The organism is Paenibacillus sp. HWE-109 (genome assembly GCF_022163125.1).
In the GTDB taxonomy this organism is placed as follows: Bacteria; Bacillota; Bacilli; order Paenibacillales; family NBRC-103111; genus Paenibacillus_E.
On record NZ_CP091881.1, the window covers coordinates 4,172,858 to 4,195,751 of the forward strand.

The following is a 22,894-nucleotide window of genomic DNA, read 5'->3' on the forward strand; positions in this document are numbered from 1 at the left end:
TTACTCCGGTTTCACCAAGAATAAAGGCTGTCCGTATTCTACAAGCTGACCGTTTTCAACGAGAATTTCCACGATCTCACCTTTGATTTCGGCTTCGATTTCGTTCATTAATTTCATGGCTTCAATGATACATACAACCGATTTATCTCCTACTTTGTTGCCAACATTCGTAAAAGGAGCAGAACCTGGAGAAGCAGACTGATAGAAAGTTCCTACCATCGGTGAAACAATCTTATGTAAAGATGAGTCCTCTTGCTTAACATGTCCAGTCGCAGGCAGCGCTGCATCCAAAGCGGCAACAGGGGCCGTATTCGCAATGCTAGCTTGACCAATTGGTGCATATGTGTGTTGTGCGGGAGCCGTAACGTAAATAGGCTCTGATTTGCTTGGTTTACGAATAGCAAGGCGTGCGCCTTCATTTTCGATCTCAAGTTCTTGTAAAGAGGATTGATCGACGAGTTTGATCAACTCTTTGATTTCACTCAATTTGAACATTCATGTCACTCCTTTAGACGTTGGTGAACCAATAAAAAATGCGGTTTCATAGCCGCAACGTATGTATTATACCCATAAACGCAAGAAATGGAAAGAGTCCAGTTTGTCCGGACCCTTTCCATCGCCATTCCCATGTGCGTTGACCTCGCTCTTTCGCCTATGGGCTCACATACTGAATCTTGATGTTTTCTGGTGCTGCGCCTAACTCTTTAACGACCATATCGACGATGGTAACACCTTGGCTTTTTTCCAATTTATCACTTTGAACCGTTACTTTCCACTTGTTTCCATCTTGATTCACAATCGCTTGCGGGAATTCTTTCATCAACACATCTTGCAGATTTTCTACTTTTTCTTGAACATCCGTCAGTTTAGATAAATCATTGGTTGCCTTCGCAACCGCTTCTGGCGATTTCTTGGCATCAATAATAATTTCCATCAAATCGGACGAGGTTTTGCTGAAATATTCGCTCTGTTTCATTTGCTCATTCGTGAAATAATCGCTAGCTGATGTCGTTCTTGCTTGCTCCTCCACTTGCTTCAGCACTTGATCATCTGTCTTGGCTGTGCTGGATTGCGGTGCTTTGGAAGTACCCGTGCTTGTTGTTGTTTTTGCATCTGTTTTGGCATCTGTTTTGACATCTGTTTTCACGTCCGTTTTGGCATCCGTCTTAACCTCTGTCTTGGCGTCGGTTTTTGTCGCATTTTGTGGCGTCGCAACTTTCGTGTCAACTTTTGCATCCTTGCCTGTTGTTGCTTTCACATCTGTTTTAGCGGCATTCGCAGGATCAGCTTGACTCATATCAATCTTCACTTCTTGGCCGGTTTGCGCCGTGCTTGACGCTGCCAAATCGAGTTTGTTGACATCCTCTGTGAACAAGTAATAAGCAGAAAGCACCACCATTAAGCTGAGCATGGATACGAGCCAAATTGTTTGTCTTTTTGCGTTCATTGAATATTCCTCCTCATATTTGGTTGATATTTGCTTTTTTATTCACCCGTTTTGCGGGGTAAGATGGAGATGCGGTGCGCCTCGACGCCAAGGCCTCGTTCAACGGCTTCTGTAATCATTTTTTTCACGGTAAGATTCTCGGCACCTTTTGCGACAACGATAACCCCTCTAATCTTAGGCTTAATATATTTGAGCACAAGTGGTTTTTGGTCGCCTGACACTTGATAGATCACCACTTCACCACTCCGCGTTACCTGGGATATATTCCGGGTTGCCCCGCCATTGTCGCGTTCTGTCGTCATTTGTTGATTGTCATTATAATTTTTGTCGACGGTCATTTCCTCCGTTGATTCAATCGTAACGAGCACTTCTACATCGCCGACACCGACAATTTTTTGTAAGATCTCTTTCAATTGGGACTGATAAGCCGCCTCGTAGTCATGAAAGGTAGAATTTTCCTTGGGTGAGCTGCCTAGAAATGTTTCTTTACTTGGTGGCGGGGAAGCTCGGCCCGCATTGATGGGATCGACATCTTTTACAGTCATAAAGGCATTCATAATCATCAGCGCAGCTCCTAAAAGTCCAATCATAATGACCCATAGCAGCGTATTTTTACGTTTGGGCCCTCCCGGACCTCCGCCGAATTTGTGCTCCATCCATTGCAGCAATGTTCCCATCGATTCACCTCGCAATCCTTCCGTTCCTTTGTGCAAGCTGGATATCAATCTGAGCTGACTCTACTAACCAATTCCGGGCAATGCTTTGTCTAAGCCGCTCTGCTTCTTGTTCATAGGCAGCAGGTAATCCTGGAGCTGCAGCAGCCTTAACATCCGTAGTACTGCTATCAGAAAGCTTTGCTCCTGGTTCGATCCGAATCGGGTCGATCGGTTTCACAGGTTCCATAACCGCTATGCTTTGGGAGTTTCCTTGCTTGGAAGTCATCTTCTTTGCTTCTATATCATCAAGGGTTACCCTGACTTTCATGATCACGGGTTTCCCATTATTGTCGATCTGCGCTGCTACCTGAACATCCTGAATGAGAAGGTCTGTTTGCTTCTGCAAATCCTCTTTCATCATGCCAGCGAGCTGCGTTTGCAGCATCTGTTGAGACTGCTTCTGCCCTTCGGCCTGCAACCTTTGGCCTTCCTTTGTAATAGCTTCCAGCGACTTCATTCCGCTGCTGCCAGCATTGCTCGCAACCAGCGACTTCTCGTTTTGTTTTTGCTCGGCTTGACCAATCAATTGATCCATGTTCCAATCCTTCTGGAACAACTGCAGAACCGGGGACAACAGGGTCAATAGGATGAATAGGCTCATAACTGTTTTGACATAGCGCTGCATAGTATTGCTTGGAAGCAGTAAATCCACAAAGGTGGCCAACATGATGACCATGATGACGGTTTTCAGCCAACCAGCTAACCAATCCATAGTTGGGCTCCTTTCATCGCATCATCACAGACACATTACTGATGGCTATCATGATGGTTAAGGCTAGAAAGAACATTAGGCTAACGGCAGCTAAAGCAGCAAACACGTAAATCAAGCTCTTCCCGATCGTTTGCAGACATGCGATCATGGGACTGTCTCCCAACGGCTGCATTATCGCTGCTGATAAGTTGTAAATGAAGGCAAGCGTCAAAATTTTGATCGCTGGAAAGGCGCAAAGCATCACAAGTATGACAACCCCCACGAGTCCAATCGCATTCTTCACTAGCAAGGAAGCCCCGATTACGGTTTCTGTCGCATCGGAGAACAATCGACCGACAACCGGCACGAAGTTACCGGTGATATACTTGGCCGTCCTAATGGCTACGCCGTCTCTGACCGCCCCTGCTGTCCCTTGTATCGAAATAACGCCAAGGAATACCGTTACGAATACCCCAAGCATACTGAGCGCAATCGTGCGAAGCAGGTTTGCAAGCTGAGTTACCTTGTACTTCTCGCTCAGCGAACTAACGATGTGCAGAACCGCCGAGAAGAACAGCAGCGGGAAAACAAACACATAAATCGCTGTGCCAACCGTGTGAATCATGAAGACAATGAGCGGGTGCAAGATGGCAACGGAAGTCACATTGCCCATAGAAGCCAGCAGAGTCAACAACAAGGGAACAAGGGCAAGCATGAACTGAATCATCGATGTGATGGCATCTTTGGCATAGCCGATGGCCACACTGAAACTATTGATAGCGATGATGATCATCACCATGTAGGTAATGGAATAGCCTAGCTTGCTCACGGTATTCCGTTCGAATGAGCTTTGCAGCGTCTCCAGAATCATACTGAAAATCGTGAGGATAACGATCGAAGCCAGCAGCTTGCCATTGATAATAATTTCATGAAAGACATAGCTAAGAAGTCCTTTGAAAATACTTTTGAAACTAATCCCCTTCGTCCCCAGCAGAAGTTCCATAAAGGTTGGCGGCTTGCTTTCCGGGAAATATCCGCCATACTCTTTCATGAGCTTATCCCAGTATTGCTCGACAGGTTCTGTATTCAAATGATTGGCCTGCTCTTTGATAATGGCATCCGTTGGAGATGCTGCATGAGACAGGTTCGTCATCCCGAGCCAGAAGCCCATAATCAGGATACATACAATCATCCAACGGTGATTCAGTCTCTGGTGCGAATAAAGTAGATTCATTCCTGTCACTCCTAAGTAAATCATCTAAGCCGGCAGCAGCTTAACGACGGTTTCGATAATGACGGTAATGATGGGAATCGCCATCACCATAATGAGCACCTTGCCTGAAAGCTCAATCTTGGAGGCAATAGATTCCTGGCCGGCATCCCGAACTATTTGGGCACCGAACTCAGCAATATAGGCGACGCCGATGATTTTGAGGATGGTTTTGAGGAAAACCATATTAATGCTGGATTTTTGCGCCAGATCCTCAAGCACCTGAATGACCGTAGAAATTTTACCAATCAGAAACAGGAAGATCATGATGCCTGTAAAGGCAGCCAGCAGAAAAGCGAACATCGGCTTCTGCTCTTTGATGATGAGCGTTAATATCGTAACAATGAGTCCGAGGCCTACAATCTGGATGATTTCCATTTGGCCCACCTCATTGGAATAGGAAAATGGTTTTGATTTCTTTAAATAAATGATCGAGCATACTGACGACCATGAAGAGCACGACCACAAAGCCGATAACCGTGACCCAGTGAGCCATATCCTCTTTGCCCATCTGCTTGAGCACCGAATGGATCATCGCGATGATGATGCCGATGCCGGCGATCTGGAAAATGGCATTCACATCTACATTCATTCCAGGCACCTCACTCTGTTGACAAGGAACGACTGCCGCTTGCGGCAATGTCCTTGCTACCCTTAATACATCAAAATCACGATTAATGCGCCGATGAGAACACCAAGGCTTTTCCACATTTTCTCGTAGCGCCGTTGTTCTTCCCTGGATTCGGTCTCTTCGGTTTGCAGTTGGCTGATGGCAAGCCGAATATGTTTGATCTGGTCGCTGCGATCTGTCAGTCCAAGAACGGAGCCTAACTGCAGAACAACTTCTTGCTCGGCTTGTTTCATCGAGGTGCGTGTCCAGACATCCTGTACACTCATGCACCATATCTCCCGCGTGGATAGTCCATCACTGCTCAATAAACGTTCAGCCGTTATGCGAAATAGTGATGACAAGGGGTCAGGCACTTGTTTACTCAGAGAAATGAAAGCTTCAGGCAGCGGTGTGAGGGCATAAGTGATTTCCGTCTCCATTCGTCCTAAAGCGCTGATAAGCGCTCTAATTTGTTTGGGACGCCTGATGTAGTGCGTTGCCTTCAGAAATCCAAATAAAGTCGCTGCGCCAATGATGAGTACCCCGCCAACGAATTTAAGCATCTTCCCTCATCCTTTCCTTACTGGAATGGATTCGAGGGGTTTGCCGTAACGATCCATGATCCGATAGGCAGCTGTTGCCCCTCTGCGACGCTGCAAGATGACATATCTCGTAAATACACCTTCTTCCAGCAGTTGCTTGAGTACAGGCCGCATACGTACATCATCGTAGTCGGCACCGTGAGCTGTGGCGACTACCCGAATTCCGGTATGAACCGCTTCATGAATAGCTTGGGCATCTTCTGGGCGCCCAATTTCATCGACGATCAGCACATCAGGTGATAAAGACCGTATCATCATCATCATGCCTTCCGCCTTGGGACAACCGTCAAGGACATCTGTGCGCGGCCCAAGATCGAATCTAGGGACACCTTTCACACAAGCAGCCAACTCGGATCGTTCATCAATGACCCCAACCTTCTTGCCGGCATTCGCTAGACTGTCCGTCCCCCACTCACCTCGGCTCACTAATCTCGCGATATCACGGAGGAGCGTTGTTTTCCCTTGCTGCGGCGGCGAAATGATGAGCGTATGATGAATACTTCTCATCACGGGATCATACAGGTGCGGCAGCACGGCTTGGCCAACCCCTTGCAGTTCACGAGCAATCCGGATATTGAAGGAACTCACATCACGAATTTGTCTGACATGGCCTTGTTCCAGCACCGTACGTCCTGCTAGTCCTACTCGATGGCCTCCGACAATGGTGATATAGCCACGCCTAAGCTCTTCTTCAAAGGTGTATAAGGAATGATTCGTCAACATCTCCAGCAGGGTCAGACAATCCTGACGATTCGGTTTATAGGCCCTGGCTTCCTGCGCGACGATTTGGCCCCGCTCATCCAGAAAGGCATACCGATCACCCCAGCTAATCTCGAAAGGGCGCGACTCTCGTATCCGGATCTCTTCAACGCTAGCTTGTACTTCTGGCGACAGTTCGGCTAACAGAAGCCGGAGCGACTGGGGGAACAAATGCATAATCGTTGTGAGCATAGCCTGACATCCCTCCAAGTTGTCCAGTCTTCTATATTCATTTCTATGCTTAATAGAAAGAAATATGACCGATTACTTTTTTAAAATACCAATAAATAGACAGCTTACACCCGCAATCACCCACAGCATCTTGCCATAGGAGAGCTTCTCAGCGATTCCTACCAAACCGATGGTAGTTGTCGCTAATAGTACTAGAGGACCTACTAGAGCCAAACCAGAGTTCACTAGGAGCGCCTTCTCCACCGTGGCCAGCCTCAACATGAGAATAGCGGCAATAATCTCAATACTTCCCGACATCATCCTCAGCGAGGCCATCGTTAGGACAATTTTGTTCATTTCTTTTTACTACCTCCTTTAAAAGATTTAGATCTCCATGCATGATTGCGGAGTGAGAGTTAGCTCGAACTTCTTGCATAAGGTAGGGTTAAAGCTTTTTACCCTACCTTATGCGGGCTCGTCTGATTTTAGGCATGCTGGGCACCACCATTTATCCGGGTGCATATGCTGTTCACATAATTGATCCTTCGAAGGACAGTGAGGAGTAATACCATGGAAGTGACCTCTTATTTAAAATGGAACCCCGTTCTGGCCGACCCCACAGGACAAAGGCAGGCCAAACCTAGAACGCTGGGTCAAACGATGGTTATGGATAAAGGCTTGGGCATGTACGCTTTCCAGGATTTATTGAACACCTCCAGCAGTCATCTGGACATGATTAAACTTGGCTTCGGCACGTCGCCGCTCTATCCCCAAGACTTATTGAAAAGTAAAATCAATTTGGCCAAGGAAAGAGGGATTTGCATCTATCCCGGAGGCACTTTTTTGGAAGTGGCCATTACACAGCATGCTGTAGACTCCTTTTTTGATATGATCATCGCACTCGGCTTTAACGGGGTTGAAATTTCCAACGGAACGATTGAAATAGAACGCAAACTCAGAAATGAATTGATCCTTCGCGGTATGGAAGAGGGTTTGGAGGTCATCACGGAATATGGTAAAAAAGGGTGGGGTTCGACCATCGAATTGGAGGAGCTCATTGAAACTGTCATGATTGACACCGAACACGGAGCCAAACTGGTGACGATTGAAGCGCGGGAATCCGGAATAGGTGTGGGTATTTTCGATCAGGCAGGCAAATGTAAGGATGAGGAACTGCAGAATGTGCTTTCCTCCGTTAATGGGCAGCAGCTTCTATGGGAAGCGCCGCTCAAAAGTCAACAGGTGCATTTGATCAGCATGCTCGGGCCTGATATTCATTTGGGAAATATTTCACCGGATGAACTGATCGCACTGGAAGCATTGCGCAGAGGACTTCGTTCGGATACGTTGTCTTTGGGTACCAGAAAGGATTAGAAGATGCATATCGAGGTAGTCGCCAACATCGGCGAAGCAAGAAGTGACGATTTGCTTCATAAGACCGTCATTGTCGTTGATGTTTTACGTGCTACTAGCACGATCATCACCGCACTCGCTAACGGTTGCAAAGCGATTGTTCCTGTCGAAACCGTTATGAAGGCCAAGGAACAAGTTCAAGAGGGCGATCTCTTGGGCGGGGAACGTTACTGCAAAAAAATCCCCGGCTTTGATTTTGGCAATTCTCCCCTAGAATATACAAGAGAAGCCGTACAAGGCAAACGGATCATCCTTACGACGACGAATGGAACCAGAGGCATTCAGAAGTCGATGAAAGCCGACCACATCCTCGCAGGAGCCTTGCTCAACGGCCGAGCCTGCGCCCAAGCTGCCATTGCTTTCAAAAAAGATACGGTCATTCTATGCGCCGGTACACAGGATGTTTTTTCATTCGAAGACGGGATCTGCGCAGGGCTTATCTTGGAAGAGTTCACCCGTTCACTAGGCGAGAAAAACGTCCTCATCAATGATTTTGGTCTAACGATGAGAAGCAGTTACCTGCACAGCAAGGATAGCTTATTTGAAACGCTTGTTTCCTGTGCCAATGGCAAAAAAATGAGTAGATCCGGCTTTCACGATGATCTGATACTCTGTGCCAAGACGAATATCATGGATCAAGTCCCGATTTGGGAACATGATCAAATGATTCTGCTGCCGCGAAGCCTGGCACGCTCAGCGTTCTAAATACAAGCCCCCCTCATAAACTAGGATGGAAGTTAAAGCGTGAGGGGATAAGCAGATGAATGGCGATATACTCTTGGTTGTATTGATTATTATCGGACTGATCGGCCGTTCGCCGATCATTACGACAGCGGCCTGCCTCTTGCTCGCGGTGAAGCTGATTGGTCTGGATCGCTTCTTTCCGACGATGGAGCGAAGAGGCTTGGAGCTCGGCTTGTTATTCCTGACTGTCGGGGTGCTCGTCCCTTTTGCGAGCGAGCGAATCTCCATGAAGGATATCGTTTCTGTTTTCACAACGTGGCCTGGCATCATCGCGCTCCTTGGCGGAGCCATCGCTACTTATATGAATGGCAAAGGGCTGGAACTACTGAAAATAGACCCACAATTAATTGTGGGTCTTGTCATCGGTTCTATCTTTGGCATTGTCTTTATGCGCGGTATTCCGGTAGGCCCTTTGATGGCTGCCGGCATAACGGCCTTTTTATTGAAATTAGCCTACTTTATTGCAGATAAAATAAGATAAGTCTCGGTTAGCGGCGATCTTCCGGCCCGCCAACGAAAGCTTGCTCGGTAGTGTCCAAGCCATAAGCCGTGTGCAAAGCACTTATCACTTCGGTTAAGTTGGAATTGGAGTTATCAATGACGCAGGACATTTTGATCTCGGAGGTGCTAACCAGCGAGATGGAAATGCCCAAGTCGGAAATCACTTTGAACATCGTAGCAGCGACACCAGGCGTACTTACCATGCCTGCTCCAACGATGGACACCTTCACAAGGTTTACTTCGGAAGTAACTTCGCGGTAACCAATCTCTTCACGGATTTGTTCGATAACCGCTAAGGCCCGCTCGCGATCAGCAAGGGTCGTCGTGAAAGAGAAATCAGCGGAACCATTGATCACACCGCTTTGTACAATAATATCAACGTCAATTTGCACTTCAGCAAGTGAAATGAACACTTTAGCCAATTGCCCCGGTTTCTCAGGAACACCCAGAATACTAATTCTTGCTACATTCTTGTCATACGCGATGCCACGAACAACGATTCCTTGTTCCATCACTGCTTCCTCCTTCACGTTGGTACCTTCATTGTAAGTAAAGCTTGAACGCACCACGAGGGTAACGTTGTAATTTTTGGCATATTCAACAGCCCTAGGATGAAGAACCGCAGCTCCCAAATTAGCCAGCTCCAGCATTTCGTCATAAGAAATTTCATTCAGCTTTCTTGCCACTTTCACGATGCGCGGGTCTGTTGAATAAATCCCGTCCACATCCGTGTAGATTTCGCACAGGTCTGCTTTGATAGCAGCAGCCAGCGCGACAGCTGTTGTGTCCGATCCGCCGCGACCCAGTGTTGTAATCTCACCAGCTTCGGTCATCCCCTGGAATCCGGCAACGATGACCACATTGCCTTGTTCAATCGCGTTCAAAACACGCTGCGGCTGAATATCGGAAATCCTTGCTTTTCCATGAACAGCTTCCGTGTAAATCCCACTTTGCCAACCCGTGTAAGACACGGCTTGTTCGCCAAGATTATGTATCGCCATCGATAATAATGCGACAGATACTTGCTCCCCGGTCGTTAACAGCATATCCATTTCACGAGCCGGTGGGGCTCCATCGTAAATTTGCTTAGACAGGTCGATCAAATCATCTGTTGTATCTCCCATTGCCGAAACGACAACAACACAGCTATGTCCTGCTTGCTTTCGTTCTACAATCCTTTTTGCAACACGTTTCATTCGCTCCGCATCACCGACAGAGCTACCGCCAAATTTCATCACGATTAGAGACAAAGCTGACCCACTCCTAACGCATACTAGTGCATAACAATTCAATATTATAGCATAAAACTGCACAACTGTGGTAAGAAATACTTGCTGCATCAAAAAAAGCCTCCCCAACTCATCAGAGTCAGAGAGGCTTGTCTTAATTAAGACTGAGCACGAGAGATGTATCTGCCATCTTCGGTATCTACAGTAAGAACGTCGCCTTCATTGATGAAAAGCGGCACTTGAACGGAAAGTCCAGTTTCCACTTTTGCACTTTTGAGAGCGCCTTGTGCTGTGTTGCCTTTGATGCCCGGCTCTGTTTCAACAACTTTCAAGTCAACGCTCTTCGGCAAGTTAATCCCGAGGATTTCACCTTGATAGCTCAAAATTTTGATGTTCATGTTTTCGAGCAAGAAGTTCAATTCCCATTTCAACTGCTCGCGGGAAAGAGCGAACTGATCGTAAGTTTCTGTATCCATGAACGTAAATTCATCGCCGCCGGAATAAAGGAATTGCACTTCACGATTGTCGATGTGTGCGCGGCCTACGTTCTCACCAGCGCGGAACGTACGTTCAACTGTGTTTCCGTTACGCAGGTTTTTAAGCTTGGAGCGCACGAATGCTGCACCTTTACCTGGCTTCACGTGTTGGAAATCCAGAACGGTAAAAATATCATGCTCTACTGTAATCGTAAGACCTGTTTTGAAATCGTTAACTGATATCACTTGTAAATCCCTCCGCTAGTCAATAATAAGAAAATCTTTGGTAGAATGTGTAAGTATTTTAATGCCGGTGTCAGTAATTACTGCATCGTCCTCAATTCGAACTCCACCAAAGTCAGGGAGATAAATGCCGGGTTCAACGGTAACCACCATACCAGGTGTTAAAATCATCTCTTCGGTTTTCGACAAGCGCGGAGATTCATGAACCTCCATACCTAATCCGTGTCCGGTACCGTGACCGAAATAATCGCCATAGCCATGCTTCACGATAACATCACGTGCAAAAGCATCGCCTTCTCTGCCAGTAATCCCCGGTTTCAGGTTGGCCAGACAATTCAACTGAGCCTCAAGCACAATCTCATAAATTTCTTTATGTTTGTCTGTCGGCTTTCCAAGCATAACCGTTCTAGTAATGTCAGAGCAATACCCTTTATAATACGCTCCAAAATCTAATTTGACAAACTCGTTTAATTGTAGCACGCGATCGCTCGCTTTACCATGAGGAAGCGCGGAACGTTCCCCGGAAGCTACAATCGTCTCAAACGATGTCGATGTTCCTCCATTTTTGCGGATAAACATCTCAATTTCAAGGGCAATATCTTTCTCCTGCACACCGGGCTTGATGAAATTCAAGATGTGTGTAAATGTTTGATCTGCCAAATCCGCGGCTTCTTGCATAATTTGCAATTCCGCTTCATCTTTGACGATCCGAATCAATTCAACAATACGCGAAGTAGGCACTAATTCGATTCCTGCTAAGCCTGCCTGGAAACCAAGGAAATCGCCATACGTGACATCTGCTTGCTCAAAGCCTACTTTCGTAATCCCTTGCTGCTGCAAAAGCTCGCGCACAGTCTCAATAGCCTTAGGCTTATGCTCGACAACCTCGAATAGCTTCGCTTGTTGTGGGGCTTGTGTCATATAGCGAAAATCAGTTAACAGTAAAGCTCGATCCAACGTTATTAGGACATACCCGGAAGAACCCGTGAAACCAGATACATATGTACGGTTATATGCGTTCGTGATGAGTAGTGCCGGCAAATCTTGCTGCTCCATAACCTTGCGAAGACGTTCAATACGGTTCTCCTGCATCCAAATCACCAATCTTTCTTACATATGGGATAGTAATGCTCGTAATCCTAGCTCGTACCCTTGGGGGCCAAGGCCACAAATCTGACCGATGACAACAGGGGCAATCACGGAATGATGTCGGAATTCCTCACGCTTATGAATATTCGATAGGTGGACTTCGACAGTCGGTATTTGAACTGCTGCCAAAGCATCGCGAATCGCATAACTATAATGCGTAAATGCTCCTGGATTTATCAAGATACCATCTTTCGTACCAAAAGCTTCATGAATTTTATCAATAATCTCGCCTTCATGATTCGATTGAAAACTTTCTAGCTCAACAGACAGTCCTTCAGCTAATTCTGATAAGCCTTGAACAATGGCTGAAAGTGAAGACGTTCCGTAGACGCCAGGTTCTCTTACACCCAGCATATTTAAATTAGGCCCGTTAATAAGCAGAACCTTTTTCAACAGGACATCACTCCCCAGCATATTTCGCCAAAGCAGGCGATTGCTGCCTATTTGACCCTTGATATTTTACCATAACTTTCATGTCTTGTGTATAGGTTGTCTCGTTCTGATATCCGTGTATTCGATGGAAATGGAATACCCGATAAACATTCCCCACAACAGAAATAAACAAAAATCAGAGATAATCGAATTGATATCCAGATTATTAATCCAATAGGTCATGCCTGCCAATGGGCCGATCAGCAAGTAAATGGCTGCCCACCAGAAAGCTCCGTAGCCGAGTCCCCACCAAGGACCTTGCAGCTTCCACATAGTGACCATATACAAGAATGCAGCCACAATGGAAAAGAGTATAAAAAATCCCCAGCCCATCAAGATGCCTTGCCACGTCAGCAAGAAATCATGTTTGAAAAACGGCTCAATCAGGAAGCCAATAACGATCTTGGTGAATTTCAGATAGTGTTCAACAATTTTCAATGCTCCCCAAATCAATCCAGCGAAAAAACCAATGTAAATGGTATAAAGCCACCGATTTGTTTTTATTTTCCCTTCATTTATCGCGCCCATTTTCCGGTCTCTTCCTTTCACAGCAGAAGTTGCCTGTCTTTCCTCAGGTATGATTAGTATGTTCTACCGTTATCGGTAGCATTCAACCTGTGAATCCGTTACAATAAGAAAGTACATTAACCGAATTCGAGAAGGATAAGAAGGTGGAACTCATGGCAGAACAAAACAGTATATATGGAGGACAAGCCGTCATCGAAGGCGTCATGTTCGCAGGGAAAAATGTGCATGTAACCGCCGTGCGCAAAAAAGATGGTTCGCTTGATTATTTGGAAGTACCTAAGAAAGTCATTCCTTGGGTTCAATCGCTCAAGAAAATACCCTTTGTTCGCGGTATTGTGGGCATTATCGAATCCAGCGCCAAAGGCGCCCAACATCTAAACTTTTCAGCTGAATCCTTCGCAGAACAAGAAGGCGAGGAAGACAAAGGAACAAAGAAAGAAGAGAAACCCGGCTTCTTTTCTAATATTTCAATGGTTCTTGGTGTAGCTGTGGTGGGTGTCATTTCATTTTTATTTGGAAAATTCGTTTTTACACTAGTGCCTGCTGTTATTGAACAGTTTTTATTTCAAAATGTATTTAGCAATCAAATTCTTCATAATCTTATAGAGGGTGTTATCAAAATCATTTTATTGGTTGGATATATTTACTTCATATCCCTAACACCTATGATTCGCCGACTATTTCAGTACCATGGCGCAGAACACAAAGTCATAAGCGCTTATGAAGCCGGTGTCGAGCTTACCGTCAGCAATGTACAGAAGTTCAATACCCTGCATTATCGCTGCGGCAGCTCATTCATCGTTTTCACCGTATTAATTGGTGTTGTCATTTACTCATTCATTCATTACGACGGATATGTCGAGCGCATCCTACAAAGATTGCTGCTGCTTCCTGTTGTGATCGGCGTTTCTTATGAAGTGCTAAGATTCACGAACTCGCTTCGCGAAGTACCAGTCCTTCGTTACTTGGGCTATCCGGGATTATGGCTGCAGCTCTTGACAACCAAAGAGCCTGAAGATCATCAAGTCGAGGTTTCGATTGCTTCTTTCAACCGCATGCGTGAAGCGGAACAACGAATTTCGGAGGGACGGGCATGAGAAGAAAATTTTCCCCCATTGAGATCGCCATTGCGATTTTGATTGCGATTGGTTTGTTGGTAAGTTTACGAACTTTATTCATTCCCGTTCTCGTGTTAGGGATCATCTTTCTCCTTTACAAATTCCCGCCATCCCGTTGGAAAATGTTCACCTCAAGCCGCGGCTCAGCCAAGGTCAAGAGGAAAAACGCCAAATTTCGCGTTATTAACGGCACCAAAGATTCAGAACCCGATGATTTCCCTAAGTACCATTAGTTCTCAAAACATATTTATCATAATTTTCTTCGTAAATTTGCGCAGACCACTTGTCGAAGTAATCATTTGAAGCTTGAAAACCCGATTCGTACAATGCCATACTCAATTCTTTGGACAAATTAAATTGCGTATTCCCCACACCAAGCGTCGGAATTTTCACCGTTCTGAATCGATTCTTTTGTTCAATGTAGCGCTCATCATGAGCGCTCAGCATCGTACCGAAGAGAGCTTCCAACATGGTGATTGGACCTTTAATTTTCCTGGTATGCGCATCGCTTTTACCGACGAGTTGGAATCCGATAACGGGGATCATCTCCTCACGATCGGTTTCTTGATCGAAAACCCAGAGAGGGTAATTGCTCAGGAGACCCCCATCCACAATATAATAAAATTGCTCTGTGAACGGCGTAGCCTTTCCAGAGCTTTTTATTTTGCGCCGAATCATCACGGGGTCAAAAAAATAAGGAATGCTAGTGCTCATTCGCACCGCCTTGGCAATCGAAAACCGCTTAGGGTCGATTCCATACTGTGCGATGTCGTCAGGCAGAATCAACAGTTTCCCTTGTGTAATATCCGAAGCAATAATCCGTAGTTGATTAGGCTTCAAATCTCCGAAAGTACGGATACCCTTGGCTGCCAGTTGCTGCTGAACCCAATATTCAAGCGCTTCTCCAGCATAGAGTCCTTTTTTAATCAGCAGCCGCGCGGCTGGCCCAATAATTTTTGCATTGAAAATAGGCGAACGCTGCATAAACGATTTAAAGGGCGCTCTAAGGATCAGTTCCTTCATCTCTTCTCCGGTATAACCAGCAGCCAGCAAGGCCGCTACAATGGACCCAGAGCTTGTACCCGCCACTTGATTGAAGACCAGTCCCTGTTTCATAGCCGCACTGACGCCACCTGCCAGCGCGATCCCTTTGACGCCGCCGCCTTCAAACACGCCATTGATGATCAAATCACATCACTCCCCGTCCCCTAAGCATAGGGCTTACTTTGTTATGTATGCGGGGGCAGTTTGTTTCTATACCCACAAAAAAAAGACAGAGCACCGTAAAGACGGTCTCTGTCTAATTTTCAACCTCTAATTCTTTGCGAACATTCACGAGGTCTTCCAAGCGGTTCGGGTCCCTGCGAAAATATTCGAGCAGTGTTTCAATACAAGTGATGGAATCCCAACTCAAATGATGTTCGATTCCTTCAACATCCTTATATATATTGTCCTCTTGGACACCAATAACCGTTAGGAAATTTTCAAGCAACAGATGGCGATCAACAAGACGTTTCCCCATCTTTTTGCCTTTGGGCGTCAACATAAGTCCGCGATATTTCTCATAGATCAAGTAATGATCCTTGTCTAATTTTTGAATCATTTTGGTTACGGAAGAGGGGTGTACCTCAAGTCCTTCAGCAATGTCGGAGACACGAGCGTAGCCTTTCTCGTCAATAAGCTTGTAAATTCTCTCCAGATAGTCTTCCATACTTGGCGTAGCCATTGCTTTATTTCCCCCTGCTTATCCTTTATTTCCTGTCCACTGCTTACTTATCATAATGCATCTACCCAGATGCGGTCAAATATCCCATGATTCACAGCGTCCATAACCAGGCACACTATGGGACAAACTAAACTTGCTAGCTTTACGATGAAAGGAGTCTTCCATGACAACGGAATTACTCAATAGACCTGCGCCGACTACGTCTGTTTTTGTCCCTGAGCTTGTTTATTTTGAACCCGACGCCATGAATTATCCCAAAGGTCAACGTATTTATGAATGGGCCAAGCAGCAAGGCTTGGAGATTCATATGACGACCTCTCATAATCAAATTCGCGACTTGCCTGGTGACTCTGAACTGGAAAAATATAAAATTGCCAAACGTACACTTGTCGTCGGATTGCGCAAAACACTTAAATTCGAAACTTCCAAACCGTCAGCGGAATATGCCATTCCAATTGCAACCGGCTGCATGGGACATTGTCATTACTGTTATCTCCAAACAACGATGGGCGCGAAGCCCTATATCCGTGTTTATGTAAATATGGACGATATCTTAGGAGCCTCCAAACAATATATCGAAGAGCGGGAACCAGAGATCACGCGTTTTGAAGCAGCCTGCACTTCCGACCCTGTCGGTCTGGAGCATATCTCAGGCTCGCTGAAAGAGCTTATTGAATTCATGGGTCAACAGGAGCATGGTCGCCTTCGCTTTGTGACCAAATACCATCATGTCGATTCCCTGCTAGATGCCAAACATAACAAACATACCCGGTTCCGTTTTAGCGTCAATGCCGATTACGTTATCAAAAATTTCGAACCCGGCACATCCAAATTTCATGAACGCATTGAAGCTGCCGGCAAAGTCGCCCACGCAGGCTATCCCCTAGGATTTATCATTGCGCCGATTATTTGGCATGAAGGCTGGGAAGAAGGATATGCAATGCTGCTTGAGCGACTTCACAAGGAACTGCCAGCGGATGCTGCCAGCGATTTAACCTTTGAAATGATCCAGCATCGCTTCACCCGTACCGCCAAAAATATTATCGAGAAACGATACCCCAAAACCAAACTGGAAATGGACGAAGAAAAACGAAAATACAAATGGGGTAAATATGGAAAAGGGAAATATGTGTACAAAGATGAACAAGCCAACACACTAAGGGAATTTATCACCGAACAAATCTTCGATAAATTCCCCCAAGCCAAAATTGAATATTTTACTTAAAACGCGAATTACAGCTTAAAATTTCAACCAATCGGGGGTTATGGTGTTCAACCATAGCGTGATTTGCGTCATTTTACCGGTGTAGAGTAAAACGGCAATCACAACCATCAGGCCCCCGCCTATTTTCATAATGAGATTGGAATACTTTAGAATCCATTTGGTCGATCCTATGAAAAACGAAAGCACAAAAAACGGAATCGCGAACCCTAGCGAGTAAGCTGTTGTGAGTTGGAACCATGTCCCAGGTTCCGTTGTGGCCAGAGCCAGAATTGCCGAGAGGATGGGGCCAACACACGGCGACCAACCTGCTGCAAATCCCATTCCCACCAGAACAGAACCAAGGTATCCTGCAGGACGAAAACTGATCTTCAGCTTCCGTTCTTTCATTAACCATTGCGGTTGGAAAATCCCTAATAAAAACAATCCCATAATAAAAATTAACAGTGCGGCAATTTGTCTCAACAAATCACGATAGTCAAAAAAGAAATTTCCCAGAAAGCCTGCCGTCAAACCCAGCGTATAAAAAATGATTGAAAATCCAACGATAAAGCTTAGCGTATGAAGCATCGTTTGGCGACGGACACGTGACGTTGTTTCTCCCGATTTCAACTCACTGACTGATATACCGGTTATGTAGGAAAGATAAGAAGGATACAAGGGCAAACAGCAAGGTGAAATGAATGAAGCTATCCCCGCCCATAAAGCGATCCATAAATTAACTGATTCCATGTTAAATCCTCAATCCTCTTTTTAGAATGATCCCGATCAACATTGCAATTAGTGTCAGAACAACCGTCCCCCCTGGTGCCAAGTCCCAGACTCCTGCTACCACCAATCCGATGACAACAGCTATCTCAGAAAATAAAATGGCCAAAAAGACAGAATGCTTAAAGCTGCGAGCAATTAATAAACTGCATGCGACAGGAATAGTTAACAATGATGAAACAAGCAAAGCGCCCACAATCTTGATTGCGACAGAAATCACTAATGCGGTTAGCATCGTTATCATCATATTATAATATTTAAGTGGAAGTCCACTTACACTCGCTGCATCCTCATCGAAAAACATTAAGAAAAACTCTTTGAAATGTGCGGCAATAACGCCAATGACAAGCACGGAGACGCCAAAAACCACCCACAAATCAGTTGTATCTAACGTATATATACTACCAAACAGATAACTCATCACATTCATATTAAAGCCCTTGCCAAGGGTAAATAGTAACGTAGCCAGCGCCACGCCGCCTGACATAATAATGGCGATGGAAAGCTCGGCATACGTTTTATATGCCTTGCGCAGCTTCTCTATCGCAAAAGATGCCAGAAGCGCAAACACAAGCCCTACTCCTAACGGATAGACATTGATTAGAAAACCCAGTGCAACCCCCGCGATAGACACATGCGCTAGGGTATCCCCGATCATGGAAAGCCGCCGTAGGACAAGAAAAACGCCCATGAGAGGCGCCATAAGCCCGATCAATATCCCACCGATTAATGCCCGCTGAAAAAAGTACTCCGTGAAAATATCCAAATTTCCCGCTCCTTACTGAACTCCGATCATCTCGCGAATCTGGCCGATGGAATGAGTCAAATTCGTCTCACGGCAGTCCTCGGGATCATGGGTATGCTTAACATAGAACTTAATGCCGCCGCTTACTTTCTGCGGCTCCGTTCCTAGGTATGACTGCATCATGTCCATATCGTGAGAGACCATGATGAAGGTCATATGATGATGCTGATGCATATGTCGGATCATTCGGAAGAATCCGACTTGCGTCTCGGCATCAATTCCAACGGTCGGCTCATCCAAAATGAGCAGCTCCGGGTTGTTCACGATCGCGCGCGCGAGGAAAGCGCGCTGTTGTTGTCCACCGGACAGCTGACCAATGCGGCGGTCTGCTAAGTCTTCAATACGCATGGCCAGCATGGCGTCTTCGGCTTTCTGCAGGTCTGCCTTCGTAAGACGGCGGTACACTCGCTTGTTGCTGTACATCCCCGACTGCACGATCTCCCTGACCGTTGCTGGAAAGAGGGGATTAAAAGCATTTTTCTGCGGCACATAGCCTATGCGTTCCCAATCCTTGAATTGACTCAGGGGTCGGTCAAACATCCTGATCTCACCTGCTGTTGGTTTCAATAAACCAACAAGCATTTTGAGCAGCGTCGTTTTCCCCGCGCCGTTAGAACCAATAACACCGACGAAATCCCGCTCAAGCACCTCAAAGCGTAGTTTGTCTATCACTTTTTTATTTTCATATGAAAATGAAAGATCATCTATCGAGACGATGCTGCGGTGACAAAATTCTTTATCGTTATTTTCCATCTATGAACCCCTGACTTCGTTATTGTAAGGCAATGACTAAATTTTTCAAATTTTTATCCATGATCGAAATATAATCCTCGCCTGCCTTCATCTGCGCATCCGTTAACCCTTCTAGCGGATTGAGAACCATGGTGTCAACCTTGGCATCCTTTGCCAGCGTCTTGGCTAATTTGTCAGATACAAGCTCTTCAAAAAATATATATTTCAAATCATGTTCTTTCATGTATGCATTCATTTTTTTCAAATCTTGCGCAGTCGGCTCAGCATCAGGAGATAATCCCATAATCGACATTTGGGTTAAGCCATAATCTCTGCATAGATAAGCAAAAGCATAGTGTGAAACGGCAATCTCTTTTTTCTTCGTTTGGCTAAGTTCTTTCTTGTAACGAGCATCCAAATCTAATAATTTGGCCTCATAGCTGGCGTAATTTTTCTCAAAAACTTCTTTGTGTGCAGGATCTGCACCGATTAAAGCTATTTTAATATTATTAGCCATTTTTATCGCATTTAACGGGCTCAGCCATGCATGAGGATCAAATTCGTCTTTATTTTCCGAAGTTTTGATTAAATCGGCCCCTTTGCTTGCCTCCACAACTTTCAAATTCGATTCAGCAGGCAGACTTCCAATGAAATCCTTGACCCAGCCTTCGAATCCTGCTCCTTGATAAACGAACATTTGAGCTTGTGTCATATTTTTGATGTCCCTGCTCTTTGGCGACCAATCATGTGGCTCTACCCCCGCTGGCACAAGATTAATCGCATTGACATACTCACCACCGATAGCGCGCGTAAACTCATAAAGTGGATAGAAACTTGTAACTACATTCACTTTACCCTCTACTAGCTTCGCTTTTGAACTAGAAACCCCTCCGCATCCTACCATTGCCAACACGAAGACGGCTAGTAGAACTATGTTAAAAACGCTCTTTTTTCGCTTCAAAAACACCACTCCGCTCACCCTCTAAATCGTAATCATTTTTATTAACGAATTGATTATACGAGTACCTGCCTCCCTAAGTCAATACATTCACAGGCAAAATAAAAGAGCCTGCCGCATAAGTTCACAGCATGGCCCTACTTTTATTTATCACTTTCTTCTTTCAGCTTTTTGAAATGTTCTTCCGATTGCTTAATCAATTTTTGATCTTGCTTAACTTTATATTCAATAATCTCATTATACATTTGATATTGCTTTTTCAATTCTTGATCAATCACACTTTCCTGCTTCTTGGTACTCTGAGCTTTGGATTTCGTATCTTTTTGCTTATTGGTATCCTTCTTTTTTTCCGAATTCCCACCGAATAACGTACACGCAGTTAGCAGAACAATCATGCTGGAAACTCCAATGATTTTCAAAACCAATCGAATTTTCATCTGTCTCACTCCGTTATCAGTTTCCTTTAGGATACCCGGGCTTTCCGGCTTCCATCCATAGAAAGAACCTCCATCTCCCTGATCTGGGGAGATAGAGGCTCCTAATAAGCTGAGCTATTTCACGATTGCTCCATTGGGCATAGAGTCAGGTACGGTCGCAAGCGTCAATTGATCGCCATGCGAAGCGGCGAGAATCATCCCTTGCGACAACTCGCCGCGCAGCTTGACCGGTTTCAAATTCGTGACGCAGATGACCTTGCGTCCGGCTAACTCTTCGGGCGAGTAAAACTTCGCGATGCCCGATACCACTTGACGCTGCTCGTATCCTAGATCGAGCTGCAGCTTGAGAAGTTTATCCGCGCCCTTCACGGGCTCAGCGGATATTACCTGGGCTACGCGCAGCTCCACCTTGGCGAAATCGTCGATCCCGATTTCGTCTTTGGACTCCGGCGCTGGCACTTGTGCGGCAGGCGCTGCAGAGATAGCACCAGCTGTAGCCGCAGCGGGCTCAGCAGGCACATCAGCTCCGCCGCCCATAGCCTCGACGATGAAAGCGACTTCCGCCTCAACGTCCAGTCTCGGGAACATCGGATCTCCCTTTTGCACCTTGGTGCCCGTTGGGAGATGCCCGAAAGATTGCACGCTTTCCCACGCCGTCAAGCGCGGCAGATCTTCATCAGCAAGTCCAAGCTGCTGCCAGATCAATTGCGGCGTCTTCGTCAAGAAAGGACGCAGCAAGACAGATGAGATGCGCTGAGATTCAGCCAGCACATACATAACCGAGCCAAGAGTTTCGCGCTTGGCCTCATCCTTCACCATCGACCAAGGCTGCGTCTCGTCGATGTATTTATTCGTGCGGCTGATCAGCTGCCACACAGCAGACAGCGCAATGGAGAATTCCATTTTCTCCATCGCTTCCTCGTACTTCGCTACCGTAGAACGAACAGTCTCCAAGAGACTTTCGTCAAACTCGGTAGCCCCAGCAACATAAGCTGGAATCTGTCCATCAAAATACTTATCGATCATCACGATCGTACGATTCAGCAGATTCCCCAAATCATTCGCGAGGTCATGATTGACTCGCTCAACAAAACTTTCCGGCGTGAACGTACCGTCAGCACCGAATGGCACTTCGCGCATTAGATAATAGCGCAAAGCATCCAAGCCATATCTGTCGATCAACGTAACGGGATCGACCACATTCCCTTTGGACTTGGACATTTTCCCATCTTTCATGAGAAGCCAGCCATGTGCAAATACCTTCTTGGGCAAAGGCAAGTCAAGAGCCATCAACATAATTGGCCAGTAAATCGTGTGGAAACGAACAATTTCCTTACTCATTAAATGCACGTCAGCCGGCCAATATTTCTCTAACTTACTTGTATCCTCTGATCCATATCCAAGCGCTGTAATATAGTTCGACAAAGCATCAATCCACACATAGATGACATGCTTAGGATCTCCGGGAACTTTAACCCCCCAATCAAAAGTCGTACGAGAAACGGCCAAATCTTCCAGACCTGGCTTTATGAAATTATTCAGCATCTCGTTTTTACGCGACTCTGGCTGTATGAACTCGGGGTTCTCTTCATAATACTGTACCAAACGATCCACGTATTTGCTCATCCGGAAAAAGTAAGTTTGTTCCTTCATCTTCTCAACCTGACGTCCGCAATCAGGACATTTCCCATCAACTAGCTTGCTCTCTGGAAAAAAAGACTCATCCGGAATACAATACCAACCTTCATATTCTCCTAGATAAATATCATCTTGATCAAGCAAACGCTGAAAAATCTTGCCAACAGCATCTTTATGGCGATCTTCTGTAGTCCGAATGAAATCATCATAAGAAATATCAAGTTTTCCCCATAACTCTTTGATCCCAGCAACAATACCATCTACGAATAACTGGGGTGTAGTTCCTTTTTCTTGTGCTTTGCGTTCAATCTTTTGACCATGCTCATCCGTACCCGTTAAGTACCTAACATCAAAACCGCGTAAACGCTTGTAACGAGCCATAGCATCACCAGCAACCGTGGAGTAGGCATGCCCGATGTGCAGCTTATCACTTGGATAATAAATAGGCGTCGTGATATAAAACGTTTTGGATTGTGTCGACATCATTCGTTCCTCCTAACAAATAGTAA

29 protein-coding genes are annotated in these 22,894 nt (G+C 45.7%); 6 read left to right on the plus strand and 23 right to left on the minus strand.

Annotated elements, in window-relative coordinates; translation table 11 throughout:
* The 10 genes from accB to LOZ80_RS18050 form a co-directional block, all read right to left on the minus strand.
* Positions 1-495, minus strand: coding sequence for an acetyl-CoA carboxylase biotin carboxyl carrier protein (gene accB / locus LOZ80_RS18005; protein ID WP_238172616.1), 495 nt, complete (start codon positions 493-495; stop codon positions 1-3).
* A gap of 157 nt (positions 496-652) precedes the next feature.
* Positions 653-1,447 (minus strand): SpoIIIAH-like family protein, encoded by a 795-nt coding sequence (locus LOZ80_RS18010; RefSeq protein WP_238172617.1) that lies wholly within the window; start codon positions 1,445-1,447, stop codon positions 653-655.
* Positions 1,448-1,485: 38 nt separating this feature from the next.
* Positions 1,486-2,124: a stage III sporulation protein AG gene (gene spoIIIAG / locus LOZ80_RS18015; RefSeq protein WP_189016762.1), complete on the minus strand. Its 639-nt coding sequence runs from the start codon at positions 2,122-2,124 to the stop codon at positions 1,486-1,488.
* Positions 2,125-2,128: 4 nt separating this feature from the next.
* Positions 2,129-2,875, minus strand: a complete 747-nt coding sequence (spoIIIAF, locus tag LOZ80_RS18020) for a stage III sporulation protein AF (RefSeq protein ID WP_238172618.1) — start codon at positions 2,873-2,875, stop codon at positions 2,129-2,131.
* A 13-nt stretch (positions 2,876-2,888) separates the two neighbouring features.
* Positions 2,889-4,046, minus strand: coding sequence for a stage III sporulation protein AE (gene spoIIIAE / locus LOZ80_RS18025; RefSeq protein ID WP_268240177.1), 1,158 nt, complete (start codon positions 4,044-4,046; stop codon positions 2,889-2,891).
* A gap of 66 nt (positions 4,047-4,112) precedes the next feature.
* Positions 4,113-4,502, minus strand: a complete 390-nt coding sequence (spoIIIAD, locus tag LOZ80_RS18030) for a stage III sporulation protein AD (protein WP_090822608.1) — start codon at positions 4,500-4,502, stop codon at positions 4,113-4,115.
* A 10-nt stretch (positions 4,503-4,512) separates the two neighbouring features.
* Positions 4,513-4,716, minus strand: coding sequence for a stage III sporulation protein AC (gene spoIIIAC, locus LOZ80_RS18035; RefSeq protein WP_029197158.1), 204 nt, complete (start codon positions 4,714-4,716; stop codon positions 4,513-4,515).
* 62 nt (positions 4,717-4,778) lie between these two features.
* Positions 4,779-5,297, minus strand: coding sequence for a stage III sporulation protein SpoIIIAB (spoIIIAB, locus tag LOZ80_RS18040; protein ID WP_238172619.1), 519 nt, complete (start codon positions 5,295-5,297; stop codon positions 4,779-4,781).
* A 6-nt stretch (positions 5,298-5,303) separates the two neighbouring features.
* Positions 5,304-6,287 carry a stage III sporulation protein AA gene (gene spoIIIAA / locus LOZ80_RS18045; RefSeq protein ID WP_238172620.1) on the minus strand — a complete coding sequence of 328 codons (984 nt, stop codon included), beginning with the start codon at positions 6,285-6,287 and terminating at the stop codon, positions 5,304-5,306.
* A 72-nt stretch (positions 6,288-6,359) separates the two neighbouring features.
* Positions 6,360-6,623, minus strand: coding sequence for a YqhV family protein (locus tag LOZ80_RS18050; RefSeq protein ID WP_079409538.1), 264 nt, complete (start codon positions 6,621-6,623; stop codon positions 6,360-6,362).
* 213 nt (positions 6,624-6,836) lie between these two features.
* Here LOZ80_RS18050 and LOZ80_RS18055 point away from each other — a divergent pair, with 213 nt between their 5' ends.
* From LOZ80_RS18055 to LOZ80_RS18065, 3 genes are read left to right on the plus strand one after another with little or no spacing between them, the layout of a single operon-like run.
* Positions 6,837-7,640 carry a phosphosulfolactate synthase gene (locus LOZ80_RS18055; RefSeq protein WP_238172621.1) on the plus strand — a complete coding sequence of 268 codons (804 nt, stop codon included), beginning with the start codon at positions 6,837-6,839 and terminating at the stop codon, positions 7,638-7,640.
* 3 nt (positions 7,641-7,643) lie between these two features.
* The gene (locus tag LOZ80_RS18060; RefSeq protein ID WP_238172622.1) at positions 7,644-8,384 is read left to right on the plus strand and encodes a 2-phosphosulfolactate phosphatase; all 741 of its coding nucleotides are present in this window, start codon (positions 7,644-7,646) and stop codon (positions 8,382-8,384) included.
* Positions 8,385-8,439: 55 nt separating this feature from the next.
* A complete protein-coding gene (locus LOZ80_RS18065) occupies positions 8,440-8,904 on the plus strand; it encodes a DUF441 domain-containing protein (protein WP_238172623.1) in 465 nt (154 codons plus the stop codon).
* Positions 8,905-8,911: 7 nt separating this feature from the next.
* Here the strand turns inward: LOZ80_RS18065 and LOZ80_RS18070 are convergent, their stop codons facing one another.
* The 5 genes from LOZ80_RS18070 to LOZ80_RS18090 all read right to left on the minus strand — a co-directional run bounded on the left by LOZ80_RS18070 (position 8,912) and on the right by LOZ80_RS18090 (position 12,981).
* Complete coding sequence (locus tag LOZ80_RS18070; protein ID WP_189016735.1) at positions 8,912-10,174, minus strand: aspartate kinase; 1,263 nt, start codon at positions 10,172-10,174, stop codon at positions 8,912-8,914.
* A 137-nt stretch (positions 10,175-10,311) separates the two neighbouring features.
* Positions 10,312-10,875 carry an elongation factor P gene (efp, locus tag LOZ80_RS18075; protein WP_079409532.1) on the minus strand — a complete coding sequence of 188 codons (564 nt, stop codon included), beginning with the start codon at positions 10,873-10,875 and terminating at the stop codon, positions 10,312-10,314.
* A 15-nt stretch (positions 10,876-10,890) separates the two neighbouring features.
* Positions 10,891-11,964, minus strand: a complete 1,074-nt coding sequence (locus LOZ80_RS18080; RefSeq protein WP_238172624.1) for a M24 family metallopeptidase — start codon at positions 11,962-11,964, stop codon at positions 10,891-10,893.
* An 18-nt stretch (positions 11,965-11,982) separates the two neighbouring features.
* Complete coding sequence (aroQ, locus tag LOZ80_RS18085) at positions 11,983-12,414, minus strand: type II 3-dehydroquinate dehydratase (protein WP_238172625.1); 432 nt, start codon at positions 12,412-12,414, stop codon at positions 11,983-11,985.
* A 78-nt stretch (positions 12,415-12,492) separates the two neighbouring features.
* Positions 12,493-12,981 (minus strand): YqhR family membrane protein, encoded by a 489-nt coding sequence (locus tag LOZ80_RS18090; RefSeq protein ID WP_238172626.1) that lies wholly within the window; start codon positions 12,979-12,981, stop codon positions 12,493-12,495.
* Positions 12,982-13,133: 152 nt separating this feature from the next.
* On the opposite strand from LOZ80_RS18090, the gene LOZ80_RS18095 reads away from it, so the two are divergent.
* Both LOZ80_RS18095 and LOZ80_RS18100 read left to right on the plus strand, forming a co-directional pair.
* Positions 13,134-14,078 (plus strand): DUF1385 domain-containing protein, encoded by a 945-nt coding sequence (locus LOZ80_RS18095; protein WP_238172627.1) that lies wholly within the window; start codon positions 13,134-13,136, stop codon positions 14,076-14,078.
* Positions 14,075-14,332 carry a hypothetical protein gene (locus LOZ80_RS18100; RefSeq protein WP_189016718.1) on the plus strand — a complete coding sequence of 86 codons (258 nt, stop codon included), beginning with the start codon at positions 14,075-14,077 and terminating at the stop codon, positions 14,330-14,332. The genes LOZ80_RS18095 and LOZ80_RS18100 overlap by 4 nt, the downstream gene beginning before the upstream one ends.
* Here LOZ80_RS18100 and LOZ80_RS18105 read toward each other — a convergent pair.
* Positions 14,319-15,287 carry a patatin-like phospholipase family protein gene (locus tag LOZ80_RS18105; RefSeq protein ID WP_238172628.1) on the minus strand — a complete coding sequence of 323 codons (969 nt, stop codon included), beginning with the start codon at positions 15,285-15,287 and terminating at the stop codon, positions 14,319-14,321. The two genes, LOZ80_RS18100 and LOZ80_RS18105, sit on opposite strands and share 14 nt — an antisense overlap.
* 112 nt (positions 15,288-15,399) lie before the next feature.
* The gene (mntR, locus tag LOZ80_RS18110) at positions 15,400-15,825 is read right to left on the minus strand and encodes a transcriptional regulator MntR (RefSeq protein WP_238172629.1); all 426 of its coding nucleotides are present in this window, start codon (positions 15,823-15,825) and stop codon (positions 15,400-15,402) included.
* A gap of 163 nt (positions 15,826-15,988) precedes the next feature.
* On the opposite strand from mntR, the gene splB reads away from it, so the two are divergent.
* Positions 15,989-17,050 carry a spore photoproduct lyase gene (gene splB / locus LOZ80_RS18115; RefSeq protein ID WP_238172630.1) on the plus strand — a complete coding sequence of 354 codons (1,062 nt, stop codon included), beginning with the start codon at positions 15,989-15,991 and terminating at the stop codon, positions 17,048-17,050.
* A 15-nt stretch (positions 17,051-17,065) separates the two neighbouring features.
* Here the strand turns inward: splB and LOZ80_RS18120 are convergent, their stop codons facing one another.
* The 6 genes from LOZ80_RS18120 to metG form a co-directional block, all read right to left on the minus strand.
* On the minus strand, positions 17,066-17,779 hold the full coding sequence (locus tag LOZ80_RS18120; RefSeq protein WP_189016705.1) for a cytochrome c biogenesis CcdA family protein: 714 nt from the start codon (positions 17,777-17,779) through the stop codon (positions 17,066-17,068).
* A gap of 1 nt (position 17,780) precedes the next feature.
* The gene (locus tag LOZ80_RS18125) at positions 17,781-18,581 is read right to left on the minus strand and encodes a metal ABC transporter permease (RefSeq protein WP_238172631.1); all 801 of its coding nucleotides are present in this window, start codon (positions 18,579-18,581) and stop codon (positions 17,781-17,783) included.
* Positions 18,582-18,593: 12 nt separating this feature from the next.
* On the minus strand, positions 18,594-19,373 hold the full coding sequence (locus LOZ80_RS18130; RefSeq protein ID WP_189016699.1) for a metal ABC transporter ATP-binding protein: 780 nt from the start codon (positions 19,371-19,373) through the stop codon (positions 18,594-18,596).
* A 19-nt stretch (positions 19,374-19,392) separates the two neighbouring features.
* Positions 19,393-20,319 carry a metal ABC transporter substrate-binding protein gene (locus tag LOZ80_RS18135; RefSeq protein ID WP_443147039.1) on the minus strand — a complete coding sequence of 309 codons (927 nt, stop codon included), beginning with the start codon at positions 20,317-20,319 and terminating at the stop codon, positions 19,393-19,395.
* 134 nt (positions 20,320-20,453) lie between these two features.
* The gene (locus LOZ80_RS18140; protein ID WP_238172633.1) at positions 20,454-20,747 is read right to left on the minus strand and encodes a hypothetical protein; all 294 of its coding nucleotides are present in this window, start codon (positions 20,745-20,747) and stop codon (positions 20,454-20,456) included.
* Positions 20,748-20,861: 114 nt separating this feature from the next.
* Entirely contained in the window at positions 20,862-22,868 is a 2,007-nt protein-coding gene (gene metG, locus LOZ80_RS18145) for a methionine--tRNA ligase (protein WP_238173028.1), read from the minus strand.
* Positions 22,869-22,894 lie beyond the last annotated feature (26 nt).

Coding starts and splice junctions, on each gene's coding strand:
- accB (WP_238172616.1), bottom strand. CDS start 495: ATGTTCAAATTGAGTGAAATCAAAGAGTTGATCAAACTCGTCGATCAA.
- LOZ80_RS18010 (WP_238172617.1), bottom strand. CDS start 1,447: ATGAACGCAAAAAGACAAACAATTTGGCTCGTATCCATGCTCAGCTTA.
- spoIIIAG (WP_189016762.1), bottom strand. CDS start 2,124: ATGGGAACATTGCTGCAATGGATGGAGCACAAATTCGGCGGAGGTCCG.
- spoIIIAF (WP_238172618.1), bottom strand. CDS start 2,875: ATGGATTGGTTAGCTGGTTGGCTGAAAACCGTCATCATGGTCATCATG.
- spoIIIAE (WP_268240177.1), bottom strand. CDS start 4,046: ATGATTGTATGTATCCTGATTATGGGCTTCTGGCTCGGGATGACGAAC.
- spoIIIAD (WP_090822608.1), bottom strand. CDS start 4,502: ATGGAAATCATCCAGATTGTAGGCCTCGGACTCATTGTTACGATATTA.
- spoIIIAC (WP_029197158.1), bottom strand. CDS start 4,716: ATGAATGTAGATGTGAATGCCATTTTCCAGATCGCCGGCATCGGCATC.
- spoIIIAB (WP_238172619.1), bottom strand. CDS start 5,297: ATGCTTAAATTCGTTGGCGGGGTACTCATCATTGGCGCAGCGACTTTA.
- spoIIIAA (WP_238172620.1), bottom strand. CDS start 6,287: ATGCTCACAACGATTATGCATTTGTTCCCCCAGTCGCTCCGGCTTCTG.
- LOZ80_RS18050 (WP_079409538.1), bottom strand. CDS start 6,623: ATGAACAAAATTGTCCTAACGATGGCCTCGCTGAGGATGATGTCGGGA.
- LOZ80_RS18055 (WP_238172621.1), top strand. CDS start 6,837: ATGGAAGTGACCTCTTATTTAAAATGGAACCCCGTTCTGGCCGACCCC.
- LOZ80_RS18060 (WP_238172622.1), top strand. CDS start 7,644: ATGCATATCGAGGTAGTCGCCAACATCGGCGAAGCAAGAAGTGACGAT.
- LOZ80_RS18065 (WP_238172623.1), top strand. CDS start 8,440: ATGAATGGCGATATACTCTTGGTTGTATTGATTATTATCGGACTGATC.
- LOZ80_RS18080 (WP_238172624.1), bottom strand. CDS start 11,964: ATGCAGGAGAACCGTATTGAACGTCTTCGCAAGGTTATGGAGCAGCAA.
- LOZ80_RS18090 (WP_238172626.1), bottom strand. CDS start 12,981: ATGGGCGCGATAAATGAAGGGAAAATAAAAACAAATCGGTGGCTTTAT.
- LOZ80_RS18095 (WP_238172627.1), top strand. CDS start 13,134: ATGGCAGAACAAAACAGTATATATGGAGGACAAGCCGTCATCGAAGGC.
- LOZ80_RS18100 (WP_189016718.1), top strand. CDS start 14,075: ATGAGAAGAAAATTTTCCCCCATTGAGATCGCCATTGCGATTTTGATT.
- mntR (WP_238172629.1), bottom strand. CDS start 15,825: ATGGCTACGCCAAGTATGGAAGACTATCTGGAGAGAATTTACAAGCTT.
- splB (WP_238172630.1), top strand. CDS start 15,989: ATGACAACGGAATTACTCAATAGACCTGCGCCGACTACGTCTGTTTTT.
- LOZ80_RS18120 (WP_189016705.1), bottom strand. CDS start 17,779: ATGGAATCAGTTAATTTATGGATCGCTTTATGGGCGGGGATAGCTTCA.
- LOZ80_RS18130 (WP_189016699.1), bottom strand. CDS start 19,373: ATGGAAAATAACGATAAAGAATTTTGTCACCGCAGCATCGTCTCGATA.
- LOZ80_RS18140 (WP_238172633.1), bottom strand. CDS start 20,747: ATGAAAATTCGATTGGTTTTGAAAATCATTGGAGTTTCCAGCATGATT.
- metG (WP_238173028.1), bottom strand. CDS start 22,868: ATGTCGACACAATCCAAAACGTTTTATATCACGACGCCTATTTATTAT.